Origin of the sequence: Sulfurimonas sp. (genome assembly GCF_027056685.1) — a bacterium.
In the GTDB taxonomy this organism is placed as follows: domain Bacteria; phylum Campylobacterota; class Campylobacteria; order Campylobacterales; family Sulfurimonadaceae; genus Sulfurimonas.
Genome location: NZ_JALUKE010000206.1, coordinates 1 through 2,218 on the forward strand (window position 1 = coordinate 1; position 2,218 = coordinate 2,218).

Annotated in this window: 2 protein-coding genes and 1 pseudogene; all 3 read right to left on the reverse strand. The window is 38.9% G+C overall.

Annotated features, from left to right (window positions below):
• On the reverse strand, nt 1-769 hold a 769-nt coding region (locus MVY38_RS09130), incomplete at its 3' end, for a UPF0182 family protein (RefSeq protein ID WP_297485454.1).
• Nucleotides 766-1,773, reverse strand: a complete 1,008-nt coding sequence (gene gap / locus MVY38_RS09135) for a type I glyceraldehyde-3-phosphate dehydrogenase (protein ID WP_297485456.1) — start codon at nt 1,771-1,773, stop codon at nt 766-768. The genes MVY38_RS09130 and gap, both read right to left, overlap by 4 nt.
• 11 nt (nt 1,774-1,784) lie before the next feature.
• Nucleotides 1,785-2,218: pseudogene (locus tag MVY38_RS09140) on the reverse strand (phosphopyruvate hydratase); the annotation flags it as partial.

The window sequence follows — 2,218 nt, forward strand, 5'->3', positions numbered from 1 at the left end:
CTGTTAAAGCAATAATGGTCTTGTAAGCCGGAATCTGTGCATGTACATCCATATAAGAAGCCCCGTAGGCAACACCATTGGACGAGTAAAGAAGATTATAAAGTTCTATAATATAATAGCTGCAGATGCCAAGTGCGAAAAATGCAGCTAAAAGTAAGAGGTGTCTTTTTGCCTTTGTTTCAAGTTGCAGTCTATTGTTTTGATAGTTCAAAATATTGTGCATATAGTAGAACAAGCCAACAAAAAAAGTGGTCAAAACGAGCATCGTAAAATACCAGTCGAGGACAATTTGATAAACAGGCAGCCTAAAGAGATAAAATCCTATATCTTTACCTAAAATAGGCTCTTGCAGATGAAAAGAGGTAGGATGCAAAAATTTTAAGAAATCGATCCAATACTCAGAGGCAGAAGAGCCCATAATAAGCCCAAAGAATACAATAATAACACCCCATGCCCAAAGAGAAAAGTTTGTATGGTTGAGAAATGAAAGCCTTTGGCGCAGGTCATCATCGTCAAAGGAAAGAGAGCTTTGATGCTCTGTATGTTTATGATACGCATAGTAGAGATTAAGCCCTGCAAACGCAACAAAAATAAAAAAGAACAGAACAAAAGAAACAATCTGTGCCAGAATATTGGTCTCAAAAACTGAGCTGTATCCCAAATTTTGAAACCAAAGCCAATCTCCATAATAGCCTACAAAGAGGCTAAATAAAGAAATAAACAGTATGAAAAAGGCAAAGGCAATAACTCTGTTTATATTTTTATTCATATTTGTCCAGCGATGTAGTCCGCGACTTCTAAGAGTCGTTGGGAATAGCCATATTCATTATCATACCACGCCATAACTTTTACCATTCTATTACCCACAACTGACGTTGAGAGTCCATCGATGATACAGGAGTGGCGGTTGTTGATAATGTCAGATGAAACGATCTCTTCAGTAGTAAATTCTAAAATCCCCTGCAATTCATTTTCTGCAGCTTTTTTAAATGTTGCGTTGAGTGTCTCTTTTGTAACATCTTTATTTAGAAGTGCTACAACTTCTGTGATGGCACCATCAGGAACAGGGACACGCAGTGCCATTGCTTCCATTTTACCCTCTAATGCAGGGATGACTTCTACGGTGGCAATAGCCGCACCCGTTGTTGTAGGGATGATATTAACAGCTGATGCACGACCGCGTCTGCGTTTTTTGGCACGCTTATCGACTGTGACTTGCGAAGAAGTGTATGCATGCGTTGTTGTAATCATCGCATTTTCTACGCCATAATTCTCTTCGAGCACTTTCATAACAGGTGCGAGAGAATTTGTTGTACAGGAAGCATTTGAGATGATGTGATGTTTAGCATTGTCATACTCTGTCTCATTCACGCCCTTTACTATTGTAAGGTCAACATTTTTTCCCGGTGCAGAGATAAGTACTTTTTTTGCACCAGCTGTGATGTGCTGCTGCGCTAAAGAGCCCTCAGTAAAACGCCCCGTACACTCTAAAACGATGTCGATGCCAAGCTCTTTCCACGGGAGTTCAAGAGGATTGTGACTGCTAACGATGGTAATCTCATGTCCATCGACTATGAGCTTGTTCTCCTGCGTTTGTATGTCAAAATCAGCTCTTCCATGTACAGAGTCATATTTTAAAAGATACGCGGCATCTTCAACACTCGAAGTATTTGCCGCAACTATTTCACAATTTTTTGGCAAATTATTAATGTAATGTCTAAGTACCTGATTTCCAATACGTCCAAGTCCATTTATAGCTATACGTTTTTTCATAATTTTACTCCCTATTTCCAAGTATATATTGCTTCATCTTCAAGCATCATCTCAATCTCTAAGAGACGGTTATATTTTGCAAGTCGCTCACTTCTTGAAGCAGAGCCTGTTTTTAAGTGTCCACCATCCATAGCTACTGCAAAATCTGCTAAGAAAGTATCTGCTGTTTCACCTGAACGGTGAGAAAGGAAATATCTCCAGCCATGATCTCTACACATTCTCACTGCATCAACAGTTTCAGTTACTGTTCCGATTTGGTTGAGTTTTATAAGTGAAGAGTTCGCTGTATGCTCTTTTATTCCTCGTGAAATAAACTTTGTGTTTGTTACAAAAATATCATCACCAACTACTTCAATCTTATCTCCAAACTCTGCTGTAAATTTGGCAAATCCTTCCCAATCTTCTTCAGCTAAAGGGTCTTCCCATAAAATGATAGGATATTTCT

Bases quoted from the DNA above. Each gene is read 5' to 3' on its own strand.
- gap (WP_297485456.1), bottom strand. From the start codon at position 1,773: ATGAAAAAACGTATAGCTATAAATGGACTTGGACGTATTGGAAATCAG.